Source organism: Halobacillus sp. A5, from assembly GCF_024189315.1.
Lineage (GTDB): Bacteria > Bacillota > Bacilli > Bacillales > Halobacillaceae > Halobacillus_A.
Genome location: NZ_JAIZEO010000003.1, coordinates 26939 through 41954, shown reverse-complemented (window position 1 = coordinate 41954; position 15016 = coordinate 26939). Strand labels below are relative to the sequence as shown.

At 41.9% G+C, this 15016-nt stretch carries 12 protein-coding genes and 1 riboswitch; of the genes, 2 read left to right on the top strand and 10 right to left on the bottom strand.

Annotated features, from left to right (window positions below; genetic code table 11):
* Positions 1-63: 63 nt before the first annotated feature.
* Positions 64-160: riboswitch (TPP riboswitch) on the bottom strand.
* A 241-nt stretch (positions 161-401) separates the two neighbouring features.
* Positions 402-650, top strand: coding sequence for a Spo0E family sporulation regulatory protein-aspartic acid phosphatase (locus tag LF822_RS23100; protein ID WP_371925904.1), 249 nt, complete (start codon positions 402-404; stop codon positions 648-650).
* A 184-nt stretch (positions 651-834) separates the two neighbouring features.
* On the opposite strand, the gene LF822_RS11995 is transcribed toward LF822_RS23100, so the two are convergent.
* The 7 genes from LF822_RS11995 to LF822_RS11965 all read right to left on the bottom strand — a co-directional run bounded on the left by LF822_RS11995 (position 835) and on the right by LF822_RS11965 (position 9528).
* Entirely contained in the window at positions 835-1686 is an 852-nt protein-coding gene (locus LF822_RS11995; RefSeq protein ID WP_253924310.1) for an SDR family oxidoreductase, read from the bottom strand.
* A 4-nt stretch (positions 1687-1690) separates the two neighbouring features.
* Positions 1691-2734: a mannonate dehydratase gene (gene uxuA / locus LF822_RS11990; RefSeq protein ID WP_253924309.1), complete on the bottom strand. Its 1044-nt coding sequence runs from the start codon at positions 2732-2734 to the stop codon at positions 1691-1693.
* A gap of 14 nt (positions 2735-2748) precedes the next feature.
* Positions 2749-4149: a glucuronate isomerase gene (gene uxaC / locus LF822_RS11985; protein WP_253924308.1), complete on the bottom strand. Its 1401-nt coding sequence runs from the start codon at positions 4147-4149 to the stop codon at positions 2749-2751.
* 26 nt (positions 4150-4175) lie between these two features.
* Complete coding sequence (locus LF822_RS11980) at positions 4176-6557, bottom strand: glycoside hydrolase family 31 protein (protein ID WP_253924307.1); 2382 nt, start codon at positions 6555-6557, stop codon at positions 4176-4178.
* A 19-nt stretch (positions 6558-6576) separates the two neighbouring features.
* Positions 6577-7881, bottom strand: coding sequence for a TRAP transporter large permease (locus LF822_RS11975; RefSeq protein ID WP_253924306.1), 1305 nt, complete (start codon positions 7879-7881; stop codon positions 6577-6579).
* Between the two features lie 3 nt (positions 7882-7884).
* A complete protein-coding gene (locus LF822_RS11970; RefSeq protein ID WP_253924305.1) occupies positions 7885-8370 on the bottom strand; it encodes a TRAP transporter small permease in 486 nt (161 codons plus the stop codon).
* 147 nt (positions 8371-8517) lie between these two features.
* Positions 8518-9528, bottom strand: a complete 1011-nt coding sequence (locus LF822_RS11965) for a TRAP transporter substrate-binding protein (RefSeq protein WP_253924304.1) — start codon at positions 9526-9528, stop codon at positions 8518-8520.
* A 132-nt stretch (positions 9529-9660) separates the two neighbouring features.
* Here LF822_RS11965 and LF822_RS11960 point away from each other — a divergent pair, with 132 nt between their 5' ends.
* Positions 9661-10848: an ROK family transcriptional regulator gene (locus LF822_RS11960; RefSeq protein ID WP_253924303.1), complete on the top strand. Its 1188-nt coding sequence runs from the start codon at positions 9661-9663 to the stop codon at positions 10846-10848.
* Positions 10849-11870: 1022 nt separating this feature from the next.
* On the opposite strand, the gene LF822_RS11955 is transcribed toward LF822_RS11960, so the two are convergent.
* The 3 genes from LF822_RS11955 to LF822_RS11945 form a co-directional block, all read right to left on the bottom strand.
* Positions 11871-13271 (bottom strand): YjiH family protein, encoded by a 1401-nt coding sequence (locus LF822_RS11955; RefSeq protein ID WP_371925903.1) that lies wholly within the window; start codon positions 13269-13271, stop codon positions 11871-11873.
* A gap of 110 nt (positions 13272-13381) precedes the next feature.
* Positions 13382-13636, bottom strand: a complete 255-nt coding sequence (locus tag LF822_RS11950; RefSeq protein ID WP_253924302.1) for a biotin/lipoyl attachment domain-containing protein — start codon at positions 13634-13636, stop codon at positions 13382-13384.
* A 54-nt stretch (positions 13637-13690) separates the two neighbouring features.
* Positions 13691-14941: a Glu/Leu/Phe/Val family dehydrogenase gene (locus tag LF822_RS11945; RefSeq protein ID WP_371925917.1), complete on the bottom strand. Its 1251-nt coding sequence runs from the start codon at positions 14939-14941 to the stop codon at positions 13691-13693.
* Between the last annotated feature and the right edge of the window lie 75 nt (positions 14942-15016).

Genomic DNA, 15016 nt, shown 5'->3' with positions numbered 1-15016 from the left:
GCCACCCCTGACGTGGGGTGACTTCTATATAGGAAGAAAGATAACATTAAAGATTCAACGACTAATAGATTCACTCCACTTCCCTACGCTAGTCCAAACTAGATCAGGTTCAAAGGGTCGAAATTTCTTCTCTCAGCATAAAGCTCCCCTAGCGGTGATGACTTTTATATTTTTTTGTAGAATACTATACAATTCTATAACGGTCAAACCGACATGATCTTTTTTTAATATATTATTGGAGGTTTACTAGCTCCATTTAATGAACATCCCCTCAAAATCCGCCCTAATAGAGTATGAGATGTGTTAGATGTGATGAACCCAGCATATATGATTCAAGAAGTATAAATCAGGAACTTAAATTGTAAAATTAGTGTAAATTTTATTAAAATTTTCTTGAATTTATGTTATTTATTATATTTTTTAAGTGTGTTTTTCCAACCCGACATAAAAATTTTTATAAGGATGGTTACATGAATAATGCCAGGGAGCTTAAAGTGCAAATTGAATTCTTACGTAACAAGATGCATGAGGAATACAGAAGAAACCCTACGGGACAAAGGATTTTACGTGTGTCTCAACAACTGGATAAAGTATTAAACAGTTATCAAAGAATCATAAATAGCACTACGCATAAAAGCCTCCCTTTTTAAAAGAGGCTAACCATGGTGCTGGGAACGATCTGTATGTACCGTTTCCTCATGTGGCTTTAATTTCTTTTGTATAAAAGATTTAGAATCCTTATCCCAGAAACAACAAGAACCCGAAGAACAGGCCGCTTTGTTGTACCAGTTATTCGGGTTCTCATTGGAAAAACGAACTTCTTACATTATCCTTCTACACTCCTGAATAAGCAGAAAAACCACCATCTACAGGAATGACAACCCCATTTACAAACCTGGAAGCTTCTTCATTAACTAACCAGAGTAAGGTTCCCACGAGCTCTTCTGGTTCTCCAAATCTTCCGTCTGGTGTCTGGGATAATATTTTATTCGCCCTCTCACTAAATTCTCCATTCTCCTGAATTAATAACCCTCTATTTTGTTCGGTCAGGAAAAACCCTGGAGCTATGGCATTGACGCGTATGCCGACTTTGGAAAAGTGAACAGCGAGCCATTGTGTAAAATTACTGACGGCTGCTTTGGCCCCGCTGTATGCGGGTATTTTCGTAAGCGGCCGGAACGCATTCATGGAAGAGATATTGACGACTACTGCTCCTTTCTGGTCGAGCAGATCCTTACCAAAGACTTGGGAAGGCAGAAGGGTTCCGAGGAAATTCATATTGAATGTTCCATTGATGGCATCCTTTTCAAGATCGAAAAAGGTGTTTCCCTCTCTAAGGTCTTCTTCAGGAAAAATGTACTCTTGGGAGGTCGTAGCCTGTGGATGATTTCCTCCTGCTCCATTAATAAGAATCGAACAAGGCCCAATGTTTTCCCGAATGTTTTCCTGGACCTTTTCCAACTCTTCCTTATTTAGGACGTCTACGCTATAGCCATAAGCTTCACCGCCCGTTTTCTTGATCTTTTCTACTACTGTATTTATTTTTTCCTTGTTCCGGGCCAGGATGACCACTTTGGCCCCGGCTTTCGCTAGCGCTTCAGACATCACAGCCCCCAGAACTCCGCTTCCTCCCGTCACAACAGCTACTTTATTTGCTAGATTTACATTAAAAGGTAGTTGCTCCATCTATTCATCCCTCCTTCGCTATAGTCAAAGTGTCGAGAATTCCGTTCAAATAGGCGGCTCCAAGAGCACGGTCATAAAGGCCGTACCCCGGCCTTCCTTCTTCTCCCCAGATCATTCGGCCGTGATCCGGGCGAATAGGACCCTTAAACCCTGCCTCTTTCAGCTTTTTCATTACATTCACCATATCTACAGATCCATCACTCGTTAAATGAGAGGTTTCCTGAAATGATTTCGTCCCCGTCCATGTAATATTTCTCGCATGAACAAAGTGAATGCGGCCTTTTGCCGCTTCAATCATTGAGAATAAATCATTATCAGGGTTTGCTCCATAGGATCCTGTACAAAAGGTAAGACCGTTATGCGTGCTGTCAACTTCCTTCAGCATACGAACCACATTTTCCTCATTAATCATGACGCGCGGTAGTCCGAATATGGACCATGGCGGGTCATCTGGATGAATCGCCAATCGTACATTTTCTTCTTCCGCCACAGGAATTACTTCTTTTAAGAAAAAAATCAAATGATCCATTAAGTCTTCTTCAGTAATCGACTGATACTTCTCGATCACTTTCCTTAAATCTTCTGTCTGGTAAGATAAATCCCAGCCAGGAAGCTCCAGTTCACCGCTTAAAGGATCAAGGTGTTTTATTTTCTCCTCATCATACAAAAGAGAATGGGAACCATCTTCTAAAGGGGCATCTAGAGCTGAGCGTGTCCAGTCAAAGACCGGCATGAAATTATAGCAGACTGTCCGTATATCAGCTTTAGCGAGGTTTCTCAATGTCTGTTTATAGTTTTCTATCCATTTCATACGGGTTTCCAGACCCATTTTTATATCTTCATGGACAGGTACACTCTCGATAACGTTTAAACGCAGCTCCTTGCTTTCAACTTTGTTCTTTAATTCTACGATTTTTTCATACGGCCATACTTCCCCAGCCGGAATATCATAGATAGCTGATACGATCCCCTTCATTCCAGGGATTTGTCTGATATTCTCCAATGTCACTGGATCATCATCACCATACCAGCGGAAACTCATTTCCACACCATCCACCTCCGTTACAAATCAAAGTATCGTTTAGCGTTATAATAAGAAATATCCTCAATATATCTTCCCATCAGCTTCATATCCGCAGGTATTGTGCCTCTTTCTGCCCAGCTTCCCATCAAATTACATAGTATTCTTCTGAAATACTCGTGCCTTGAAAAGGATAAGAACGACCTCGAATCTGTCAGCATGCCTAAGAAATGTTTGATCAATCCGACATTGGCAAGGATGCTCATCTGGTTTTCCATACCATCAATATGATCGTTATACCACCAGGCCGTTCCAAACTGCACCTTTCCTGGAATACTGTTATCCTGAAAGTTTCCAGCCATCGTTGCTAAAATATAATTATCCCGAGGGTTCAGACAGTATAAAATCGTCTTTGGAAGCCCGTCCCGTTTTTCCAGGGAATCAAGAAATTTGGATAATGGCTCGGCTAATAGCTGATCTCCCATGGAATCAAAGCCGCTGTCAGGTCCGATCTTCTCGTACATTTTCGTATTATTGTTGCGCATCGGCCCAATGTGAAACTGCATCGCCCAATTCTTTTCCTTGTACCTTTCAGCAAGGTACTGCAGCGTACATGTTTTAAATTGGTGTTCTTCTTTTAGAGAAAGAGCATCTCCGTTTAAGCCTCTTTCAAAAATTTCTCCAGCCTCTTGCTCCGTTGCCGGTTCATAAAACATTGCAGTAATGCCATGATCTGAGGCACGGCACCCCAGCTCATCAAAATAATCAACCCGGTTGGATAAAGCTTCAAGAAAAGTGGAATATCGATCAACTTCTCTTCCTGCAGCTGCGCCTAACTTTTCTACCCATCTCCTGAACTTTTCATGATTAGCTATATCCAGCCCCTGATCTGGGCGAAAGGAAGGGGCGACCATCGTAGATAATTCTGAGCTGGCAATCGATTGATGGAACTTGAGATCATCCACAGGGTCATCCGTCGTACCAACAAAATCTACTCTGCTATCTACCAGCAGGTTTCTAGTTGACATGCGTGGGTCCTGTAATCGTTCATTGGCTCTATTCCAAATATTCTCTGCGTTTTCTTCATCAAGTAACTCTTCGATACCAAAATAGCGAAGCAGTTCCATATGGGTCCAATGATATAAAGGATTGCCCATTGTGTTTGGTACGGTTTGTGCCCAAGCCATAAACTTCTCTTTATCTGATGCATTACCTGTTATATATTTTTCGTCTATTCCATTAGCCCGAAGCAGCCGCCATTTATAGTGATCGCCTTCCAGCCAAATTTGGGTGATATTCTCAAACTTTCGATCTTGCTCGATTTCATTAGGTGGCAGATGATTATGATAGTCGATTACAGGCAAATCTTTAGCATGCTCATGATATAATTCACGAGCATACTCATTGTGTAACAGAAAGTCATCCGTGATGAAGGTTTTCATTGTCTATCCCGCCTTTCTCTTAAATGCTATAGCTCAAGCTCGCAGGAGGTCTGGTCGATCTCCTTGTCATTTACAACAATGGTCCGTTTTTCACGCTCTGGAAAATGGACGTTCAGGGAGGAGTAAGGAAGCTTGTAGTCTCCGTTTACTTTAATGGCTAATTCAATAGTTTCCTCGGTTGTGTTCATGACAATCTCAAGCCAGGTCACGATGCCCTCTTTATAATCCAGGGTGACGCCATCGTCTTCATAGAACGTCTTTCTCGTCCTTCCTTCTCCTTGAAAAGGGAAAACGAGGAGCCCTCTTTCTGTATCTTCTTTCTGCTCAAACGTTATCTCCCCATCACGAATCGGGAAAACAGATCCTGCCTGAGCGAATTTAGGTATCCTTTCAAGCGGGGCCTCGACTTTAATTGCCCGGCCGCCTTTGTACCAGTCTTCCGTCTCCACGTCATACCACCCGTTTTGATTCTCCGGCAGATAAAGCTCCCGCTGAGTATGACCTTTATCCATAACCGAAGCAATCAGCAAGTCTTTCCCCACCATGAATTCATCATTTTCCTGAAATGTCCTTTCATCATCCTGAAAATGATAGAATGTCGGCGCTAAAATCGGCTGGTAGTTTTCATGGGCCTCATACAATAAGTGATAAAAGTAAGGAATCCATTTGACTCTTTCTTTCATTAGGTTTCTAACAATTTTCATATGCTCGGGATACATCCATGGCACGTTAACAGTTTTATCTTCATTCCAGGAGTGAATTGTAAATCGAGGATGAAAGATTCCATTTTGAATCCAGCGGATGAAAAGTTCCGGTTCAGGCGCCTTGCCGGCAAATCCTCCGATATCATGTCCGAAGTTATAGATGCCGGAAAGACTTAAGCTTAAGCCCATTTTCAAGTTATACCGAATTGTTTTCCATTCGGTAAAGTTATCTCCTGACCATGTTTGCACATATCGATGCATTCCTGGTCCGCCGGAACGAGAGATAAGATAAGGTCGTTTCTGCTGCTCATATTCCTGCTGGGCTTCAAACGAAGCTTTCATCATAAGCAGAGTCTGGATCGGCTTTACGTATTGAATGGATAATGGGCGGCCGAAGTTCTCTGCAGTAGCTCGTTCATCCCAAATCTCGTATTCGTTATTATCATTCCATGTAGAATCGATTCCATAGGATAAGAGGGTTTCTTTAATCCGATCCTTCCACCACTGAATGGTATGTGGGTTGGTAAAATCTACGTATGAGCCGATCGCATCCCAAAATTGCGAGATTTCCGGACTTCCATCTTCGTTTTTTATGAACAGTCCTTGTTCTTTCAAATCCTCATACTCCGGGTGATCATCCAAAAGACATGGTTTGATATTGGCACATACACGGATGCCGTTTTCGTGAAAATGCTTGTTCATCTCTACTGGCTCCGGTACTTTTGAATGATTCCAATTAAATACATAGCGTTTATCGCCTATCGATGTATAGCCCGAGGATAACTGGAAGGAATCACACGGGATATCAAACGCACAGCAGTCCTCTACAAACTTTTTCAACTGCTGTTGGGCATCCGGTGCGTCCGTATAGGTCATCGTAGAGCCTGAGTAACCAAGGCTCCACTTCGGCGGCAGTATCGTTTTCCCTGTCATCCATGTGTAACGTTCAACGACCTGACTGATCTTAGGCCCGAGGATGAAATAATAATCCATGTCTCCTTTTTCAGCCTGGTAGTAACGGTAAAACCCATGATAATTATCCAATTCAGCTCCCATATCGAAAATACTGTCTGAATAATTGTCATAGAAAATCCCGTAAGAAGCCTCCAACTCCGGCTGATAGACTAGATAAAATGGAATATGTTTATATAAAGGATCGGTTGTTTCTGCATCATATCCCATCGCATCTATCGTTCTCATTTGATACCTTTTATGATGTCTGTCCATCAGTCCGCCTTTTTCTCCTAAACCATAATACTTTTCACTACGGTCTCTCTCCATATAATGGCAGACGGATTCGCCTAAGCTCTGATTAAAGTTATAGCTCTGGGTCTTTCGGTCACCTGCAACCTTGACCCAGGAGCCGTTAGATTTCATAGACCAGTCTATATAAAAACCATTCAGCCAGATCACTGCTTTTAATTTCCCGGTATACACCTCTACTTTTTCTTCACTTTCCTCCACCGTGTACGCAGGCAACTGAAAAGGGCTTATATCAAATCGATCTCTGCCCTCAAAAGGAACATCCTCCATCCCGGGAGCAATCGTCCATGTTTTTTCCAATCTATTTTCTTTATCAAAAGGCATAAATACTCGAAAAATATCTTCTTCCAATACATAAATTTCTACTTTTTCCGACTCCGACGTAAATTCAAGCCGGTTATTTTCGTTATGAACAAGTTGAAACTTTAGTTTTTTTATCACAGCAGTAACCCTCCCTTGTTTACATGAGATCCAGTAATTTTGGAATAGATAGACTAATAGATGGTATAAAGGTGACCAGTAAGAGTGCAGCGATCAGGGCGATAAAAATTTTGGTCAGCGGACGAAGGACAGATTCAATCGAGACATTTGCGACACTGCACCCAACAAACAAACTGCTCCCTACGGGTGGTGTCATGATACCGATACAAAGGTTGAAAACCAGGATAATACCGAAGTGGACAGGGTCTATCCCAAGCTCTGTCGCAATCGGCAGAAAGATTGGAGTAAAAATTAATACAGCCGGCGTCAGATCCATGAACGTGCCTACAATTAGTAGGAGGAGGTTCATGATTAACAGAATAACGATCGGGTTTTCTGAGGCTGTCAACAGCAGGTCACTAATAGCTAGCGGAATGCCGGTATAGGCCATGACCCATGACATGATCGATGAAGCCCCGACTAGAAAGAGAACAATCCCTGTCATGACCACCGTCTCTTTTAAAATTTCCGGAATGTGAGCCAGCTTGATTTCTCGGTAAATGGCCGATAGAACGATCGAGTAAAGAACAGCCACCGCCGCTCCTTCTGTGGCGGTAAAGATCCCAGCGACTATTCCACCAATCACCACCACGATCATTAGGAGACTTGGGATCGCATCCAGCACGATTTTAAAGCCTTCCGAAACAGTCGGCCGTTCAGCAATAGGGTAGTCTTGTTTTTTTGCGATAAAATAAGCAACTATCATTACCGCAAGCCCCATAAGTAATCCAGGCAGATAGCCGGCCATAAACAGAGCAGATATCGAAGTTCCTCCGCTTACTAGAGAATAAAGTATTAACACACCACTTGGTGGAATAAGTAATCCTGCTGGTGATGAAGCGATATTAACAGCCGCCGAATAAGACTTGTCATAGCCTTCTTTCTCTTGAAGAGGAGTCATTACTTTACCGATGGCTGCCGCTGAAGCTACAGCTGATCCAGAGATCGAGCCAAACAGCATGTTTCCTACCACATTGGTGTGGGCCAGTGAACCTGGAAGCCGTCCTCCCAGTAATTTGGCAAGATTAATCAAACGAATGGCAATACCACCGTTGTTCATTATACTTCCGGATAGAATAAAGAAGATGACGGCGAGCAAAGCAAAGCTGTTAATGCCCTGTACCATTTTTTGGGCCGCTGTAAATATAGCTACATCCATCGGAACAAATGTTAACGCAGTAATAAATGAAGCAATTCCGATTCCTACTGAGATAGGAACTCCGATGGCTAGTAATAGAAAGAATCCCCCAAATAAAATCAATGCCGCATGAAGTGCTAAATCCATTTTCTACGCCTCCTCTACTGCCATTTCCTGTTTATATTCAGGCAGAAGTAATAGCTTATATATGATGACGAGGACACCAGAAATAGGGAGAATCGAATAAACAACTCCCATTGGAATCCCTAAGATTGGTGTGAGTTGTCCCATCGTCACATTTACTACCTCCATGCCGCCTCTAATCATAATTAAATAGGCAAATCCCAGAATAAAAATGTCATTGATGATTCTAACCACCAGTTTGTTTTTTCCTTTGAACTTATTTTTTAAGAATGTGATCGCCAGATGCTGATTAGACCCAAAGGCATAAGTGGCCCCAAGGATGGACGTCCATACGAGTAAAAATCGGAGCAGTTCTTCTGTAAAAGTACTCGGTGCGTTAAGAAAATAACGGCTGATCACCTGCCAGATCGCTCCTAAAAATAACATTAAAGTAAACAAAGCTGCCACAGAAAGAATGGTTCGATCCAATATCCCTTTAATTCTACTGATCATTTTTTTCCTCCTTCACCCAATGTTTTAATGGATTAGTCGCCTTCCAGTTTCTAGATCCCTTACCTCTCATTCGTCATCCCTTGTTTAGCATCACAGGATTCTTTACATGATAGAAGGTACTCAAAAAGAGAGCACCTTCTATCCCAATTATTTAGCATCTTTAAAATTCTCCATAATTTCTCCCATTCTCTCATCTTCCATAAATTCCTCATGCATCGGCTGCACCGCTTCTATAAATGGATCTTTATCCACTTCGTTAAATTCCACTCCCATGTCTTCGGCTTCACTAATGGCTTCTTCTGTAGCCTCATCCCATAATTCTACTTGGTGCTGAGTGGCATCTTCTGCTGCACTCTGTACAGCTTCTTTTTGCTCATCAGAAAGCTTGTCCCAAGTGGCTTGGCTGACAACCAGGATATCTGGAATGATGGTATGTTCGTTAACAGAGAAATTCTTGGCAACTTCCCCATGCTTCCCGGTGGTTAAAGCCGTAGGGTTGCTTTCTGCTCCGTCAATTACTCCTTGCTGCAACCCTGTGTATATTTCACCATAAGGCATTGGAGTAGGAGTCCCGCCTAACAGTTCAACCATTCGAGTAGCTGTCGAGCTATCCATGACACGGATTTTCTTACCATTTAAATCTTCCGGAGTTTCAATTGCAGTATCCTTTGTGTAGAAACTTCTGGCTCCCGAATCAAAATAAGTCAGTCCGATAAATCCTTTATCTTCAGTAGATTGATAGATTTCGTCAACAGTATCAGACTCCATTACATTGCTAAAATGATCTTCACTCTCAAAAATGTAGGGCACCGAGAACACTTGATAATCTTTTGAAAAGCTTTCCAAAGCCCCTGCACTTACCTTCGTCATATCAATTCCACCGCTTTGCAATTGTTCAAGTACTTCCTTTTCATCCCCTAATACTCCATTAGCAAAAATCTTTACTTTCACTTTTCCATTTGTATTTTCTTCAACATTATCCGCAAACCGCTGCAGGCCGGCATGAACGGGATGATCCTCTCCTAAGTTATGTGCCAACCGCAATTCTTCTCCTGATTCTCCCTCACCGCTTTCTCCACTCGTATCCCCTGAATTACACCCTGCAAGCAGCACCAAACTAAACGCTAACACCAATAAACCAACTACTTTTTTATTCATTCCTTTCCTCTCCTTTCAAAATTAAGCCTTTTCAAAATAATTTGTTTGTTTACCCAACAAATAATTAATATTATAATAAATGAAAGCGCTTTTACTTTCAAGTGCCAATTTTGTGAAAGGGGATTATTTTATATGAGTACAGGAGATTCTGCCTACATTAAGACGTTAAATCGCAGAATACTAATAGAGAACATCATTAAATATCGATCGATATCAAGAAGTGACCTGGCCCGCCTCACGGGTTTAAATAAATCTACGGTTTCAGCTCAAGTCCTGCAAATGATGAAAGAGAACTTAATCATCGAAAAACAAGCAGGAGTAACGAGTAACAGAGGCAGAAAACCTATCCTTTTAGAAATAAACGGGAAGGCTGGTTACAGCATAGGAATCGATTTTGATGAAAATTCCATACAAATCCAAGTGACCGATCTTCTGGGACATTCAATTCATTCTCTAAGGTTAAACAATAAAAATAACACGCCCTCTAAAGCGATGGAGCTTATCAACAAGACCGTTAGAGACCTCATTCAAACATTCAATGAGCAATATGACGCGATCGGTCTTATTGGAATTGGAGTAGGAATTCACGGCATAGTCGCCAGAAGCGATGACATTATTTTCACACCTAAAATGGACTTATCGAACCTACAAATTAAACAAGAACTGGAAAATACTTTTGAAGTACCGGTATTCATTGATAATAACGCCAACCTTTGCGCCTATGCTGAGCAGGTGTATACATCTTCGGTCTCCGATCTTTTTTGCATTACTATGTATTCAGGGATTGGACTGGGTATTTTAAAAGATAGTGAGATATATCGAGGATTTCAAGGATTTGCCGGTGAAATCGGCCACATGATTGTAGAGAAGCATGGCCGCGAATGTCCTTGCGGGAACAAGGGGTGCTGGGAACTGTATGCTTCAGAAAAAGCACTGCTTCATGAACTGGAAGCTGAAGGGTTGAAACTGAGGGAAATAGATGAAGAAAATGTAGAGCATATTACCAAACACTATCCAAGACTAATGGAAAGTTTCTTTGATTACATGGCAGTAGGTTTAAATAATATTATTAACATTTTCAACCCCGAAACGATCATTATTAACGGACATCTGTTGAATAATAACCAAAGCCTAATCGATGAACTAACCGATCGTTTAACGTCAAGAATGAACAATTATGATAAAATCACTTCTTCTATTTTAGGGAAAGATGCCTGCTCCCTGGGCGGGGCGATGATTGCTTTGAAATACTATTATGACGTTCAAACATTAGACTTTACAGCTTATACTCACTTTCAAAACAAACAGCTTGTTAATTAAATAGCTCTAGAAAAGGGGCCTTCTATAGTTAGAAAGGCCCCCTTTGTTTTTACAACATAACTAAATGAACGTCTTAAAAATGGTGTAGAAAATTTTGTAGTAAAAAGAGAACTTAGCTATAGTGACGAACCACTTCACGTCAATATAAATACTGGACAAGCAGGTAAGATAACTACAAGTGAAAATCAACTTGACCAAGTAAGTATAATGTCATCAGATTACTCAACTGGGGAATTTGAAGCTACGTTACATAACCTAATGGGAGCATTAAACAGTTTTTCTCACCGACTAACTATCGATTGGACCTATGATAGTGCAACAACGAAAATCGATAATGTATCCCAACAGGAGCCTTATACCATAAGACGGACTCAACAACTTCAAATGAACTCAGTTCATCAAGTAGGAAGTTACGGATCATTTAGACCATATAATGCCGCACTGATTAATTATAGAACTACGTTTGTTATACGAGTAAATGGTACAGGTACTCACACAGTTGAAGAATTATACGTTGGTAATTAACCATCATAAACCTTAATAATAAATAAGCTAATGAACCGATCGACAATACACCATCTCTCGAATTAGTACATTTAAAAATGTGATTTCGAAGGTGGTTTTTTCAACGGTTTTCAAACATTCGGCTTAACATGGACGGCCGATCTTCCTTCTCCTGCTTCCTCTGCAATGACCGCGCCTTCTGTTTCTCGATCCGCCGGACATCGTCTAACGACTGCACCTGCTGATTCTCCCAGCGTCGTAAGATCTCCTCACAAAATAAAAAAGAAGACAGCCAAAACTGCCTCCCTTATAAATAGGATTCTCTAAGAATTTTCTTTTCAGTATTAATATAGCTTTTGGGCAGTGTTTTCCGATATCTCCATCTCATTTACTATTAATTTTTACTATTAGTTATCCTTGGCTATCTGGTATTTATATATATTACTAAAGTCATAGAGGAAACTTAAAAGTACCGCTTTTAAAAAAACACTTCCTCCAATTCGGATCCAGTTTTCAAGTTAAAAGAATAAATGTGCCATAAGAACAACAATTGGCAGGGTAATCAGCGTACGCTCAAGGAAGATGATGACCAGATCCATAAACGTAACGGGGAGCTTCGAACCAAGTAACAGTCCCCCTACCTCAGACATGTAAATCAATTGCGTCACCGATACGCAGGCGATCACAAACCTTGTTAATGGACTTTCAATACCACTTCCTAACACTGCCGGCAGAAACATATCCGCGAACCCAACGACCATGGATGGTGCTGCAGCGGCAGCCTCAGGAACCTGCATCAGTTGAAGAAGAGGGATAAACGGCGCGCCAATCCACTCAAATAATGGTGTATATTCGGCGACGATTAACGCCAATGTTCCAATAGCCATAACAATTGGAATCACGCCCATCCACATATCCAGAACGTTTTGCATTCCACCCTTTACAACGTTGGCCCACCTAGTATGTTTGGCCTTTCCTACGGCTTGATTAATACCCCATTTGAATGAGGAGATATCGTCCGGAATGTTCTCATCATATTGGTTGTCAGCCTGTTCATAGTATTGATTTTCTTTTTTTGATAATGGTGGAATGCGCGGACAAATCAATGCAGCAGCTAGTCCGGCTACAATAATGGTTAAATAGTATTGGAAAAACATGTGCTGCAGCTCCACTAACGTTAACACCACAATCGTGAATGTGATGGATACAACGGAGAAGGTTGTCCCGATTACTGCGGCTTCTCGCTTTGAATAAAAACCACCTTCGTACTGTTTATTGGTTAAAAGTATTCCGATGGTACCGTCTCCCAGCCAGGAAGCAAGACAATCGATAGAAGATCGACCGGGTAACGTGAAAATGGGCTTCATAATTTTTGTTAATAAAGCTCCACATAACTCAAGCAGTCCGAAGTCCAACAGCAGCGGCAAGAGTATACCTGCAAATAGAAACACGGCGAATAAGGCGGGGATAAGATCGTTAAAGAGTAAGCCGCCTGTCGCGTCTGACCAAATGGACTCGGGACCGACTTCGTAAAAGGTGATGACAACAAAAACCGCGGCTGCTATTCTTGCCCAAACCCACACCCTGGATATATCAAATAGTCCTCTTAAAAAAGGGCTGTTAAGAATCCATGCTGGTTTATACGCCTTTGTAAACACCGTTAGTCCAGCGGTTAACATAATAATGACTGTTATAAAACCCGGTAACACCCCGGCGAACGTGCTCTGGACCCAGTTCGCAAGTAAAGCGACTGGAATTGTAATTTCTCCCTGGATACGTAAAGGTACCATGAACAAGAGGATTCCAATCAGAGAAGGAATCATGAATTTTAGAACATTCAGGGTGTTACTCTGCTCTAATGCTTTAGTTTCATGGCTTGGTGAATAATATTGTTCTTTCCTTTGGGCAGAATCGTTCATGAAGAACCCCCTTTTTTGTAAGCGTGTTCATTTCTACTGATGCTAACTTACAATGACTATTGAATAGTGGGAGGGGGGAGTGATAAGAGTCCCCCCTCAGAGCCGATCCTTTAGTCACTACCGGTTATTTCCAAGTCATCTAACAGTGTGGTTACAATCGAATTTGAAGTAACGCTCTGCCCCTGGGAAAACTTCACCGATGTAACGGTTCCACTTACCCCTATAGATACTTCTATTTCTTTTTGTTCTTTTGTTTCAATCAGCAACAAAGGTTCCCATTCATACACATAAGATGAACGGTCCACAAAAACTTCTTTAATGGTTCCATCACAAGGACTATAAACATCTTGAAGCACTTCCTTCATCTTTCCCACTCCTTTGTAAGATGATGTTGAACACAAATTTATATTCGTCGAGTCTTACACCCATCCACGATAACGAGAAGCTTCCGCCATCTTTCGAACACCGATAATATAAGCAGCTAAGCGCATGTCGACCTGGTGTTTGTCGGCTGCCGAATAAACCTTATCGAATGAATCTACGATTACCTGGCGCAGCTTTGTTGAAACTTCTTCTTCCGTCCAGTAGTAACCTTGATTGTTCTGCACCCATTCAAAATAGGAAACCGTTACACCACCGGAACTGGCTAGGACATCAGGGACAAGCAGAATCCCGCGTTTACTCAAGATTTTAGTCGCTTCAAGGGTGGTCGGCCCATTTGCCGCTTCTACGACGATGGACGCCTTTATATTTTTGGCATTTTCCAGAGTAATTTGATTAGAAACAGCAGCAGGCACGAGAATATCACAATCTTTTTCGAGAAGTTCTTTATTTGTGATCGTATGTTCAAAAAGATTGGTAACCATACCGAAACTATCACGACGGTCGAGCAGATAGTCAATGTCGAGACCGTTTTCGTTGTATATGGCACCATGAGCATCAGAAATGCCAACGACCTTTGCACCCGCATCATGCAAAAATTTAGCCAGGAAACTGCCGGCATTTCCAAATCCTTGAATAACGACTCGGGAGCCTTCTAACTGAATGCCCATTTTCTTTGCGGCTTCTTCTACGCAAATAGTTACACCGCCTGCCGTGGCGGATTCCCGACCATGGGAACCCCCCAGGACTACTGGTTTCCCTGTAATAAAACCCGGGGAATCAAATTCACGAATTCGACTGTATTCGTCCATCATCCATGCCATGATCTGCGAATTGGTAAACACATCGGGAGCCGGAATATCTTTTGTCGGTCCAACGATCTGGCTGATGGCACGGACATAGCCGCGGCTTACCCCTTCAATCTCTCGAAAAGACATCTCTCTCGGATCACAAATGATCCCGCCTTTTCCGCCGCCATAAGGTAAATCAGCGATGCCGCATTTTAAGCTCATCCACATCGATAAAGCCTTTACTTCTTTTTCATTGACCTCAGGATGAAATCGAACGCCTCCTTTTGTAGGACCGACCGCATCGTTGTGTTGAGAACGATAGCCGGTGAAGATTTTTATTTTTCCATCGTCCATCCGAACAGGGATGCGGACGGTAAGCATTCTCATCGGCTCTTTCAATAGTTCAAAGGTTTCTCCTGGATAACCTAAATGACTGAGAGCCTCCTGGATAACAACCTGTGTCGATTCGAAGAGTTCAAGCGACTCTTCTTCCTGCATGTGTTTTTGCTGTTGGTCATTTGATAGATCTGTCGCAGCCATTTTTTATACCTCCGCGGGATTATAAGTTAAATT

What these genes read in the sequence shown, in the direction of transcription:
- LF822_RS23100 (WP_371925904.1), top strand. Translation starts at nt 402, where the DNA reads ATGTTATTTATTATATTTTTTAAGTGTGTTTTTCCAACCCGACATAAA.
- LF822_RS11995 (WP_253924310.1), bottom strand. Translation starts at nt 1,686, where the DNA reads ATGGAGCAACTACCTTTTAATGTAAATCTAGCAAATAAAGTAGCTGTT.
- uxaC (WP_253924308.1), bottom strand. Translation starts at nt 4,149, where the DNA reads ATGAAAACCTTCATCACGGATGACTTTCTGTTACACAATGAGTATGCT.
- LF822_RS11975 (WP_253924306.1), bottom strand. Translation starts at nt 7,881, where the DNA reads ATGGATTTAGCACTTCATGCGGCATTGATTTTATTTGGGGGATTCTTT.
- LF822_RS11970 (WP_253924305.1), bottom strand. Translation starts at nt 8,370, where the DNA reads ATGATCAGTAGAATTAAAGGGATATTGGATCGAACCATTCTTTCTGTG.
- LF822_RS11965 (WP_253924304.1), bottom strand. Translation starts at nt 9,528, where the DNA reads ATGAATAAAAAAGTAGTTGGTTTATTGGTGTTAGCGTTTAGTTTGGTG.
- LF822_RS11960 (WP_253924303.1), top strand. Translation starts at nt 9,661, where the DNA reads ATGAGTACAGGAGATTCTGCCTACATTAAGACGTTAAATCGCAGAATA.
- LF822_RS11955 (WP_371925903.1), bottom strand. Translation starts at nt 13,271, where the DNA reads ATGAACGATTCTGCCCAAAGGAAAGAACAATATTATTCACCAAGCCAT.
- LF822_RS11950 (WP_253924302.1), bottom strand. Translation starts at nt 13,636, where the DNA reads ATGAAGGAAGTGCTTCAAGATGTTTATAGTCCTTGTGATGGAACCATT.
- LF822_RS11945 (WP_371925917.1), bottom strand. Translation starts at nt 14,941, where the DNA reads ATGCAGGAAGAAGAGTCGCTTGAACTCTTCGAATCGACACAGGTTGTT.